The 215-nt window shown below is 63.7% G+C and carries 1 protein-coding gene; it reads right to left on the bottom strand.

Translation table 11 applies throughout. The features are described 5' to 3' along the window. Nucleotides 1-215: hypothetical protein (locus HA630_RS27095; RefSeq protein ID WP_208299923.1), on the bottom strand; the 215-nt coding region annotated here is incomplete at both ends.

The raw sequence follows: 215 nt of genomic DNA, 5'->3' as shown, positions 1-215 counted from the left end.
CACCTGCACCTGCACCTGCACCTGCACCTGCACCTGCACCTGCACCTGCACCTGCACCTGCACCTGCACCTGCACCGGAACCAGCTCCAACTCCAACTCCAACTCCAGCTCCAGCTCCAGCTCCAACTCCAACTCCAACTCCAGCTCCAGCTCCAGCTCCAGCTCCAGCTCCAGCTCCAGCTCCAGCTCCAGCTCCAGCTCCAGCTCCAGCTCCA

The sequence above is a fragment of the Aquabacterium sp. A08 genome (assembly GCF_011742065.1).
This window is presented reverse-complemented; position numbering and strand designations above follow the sequence as displayed.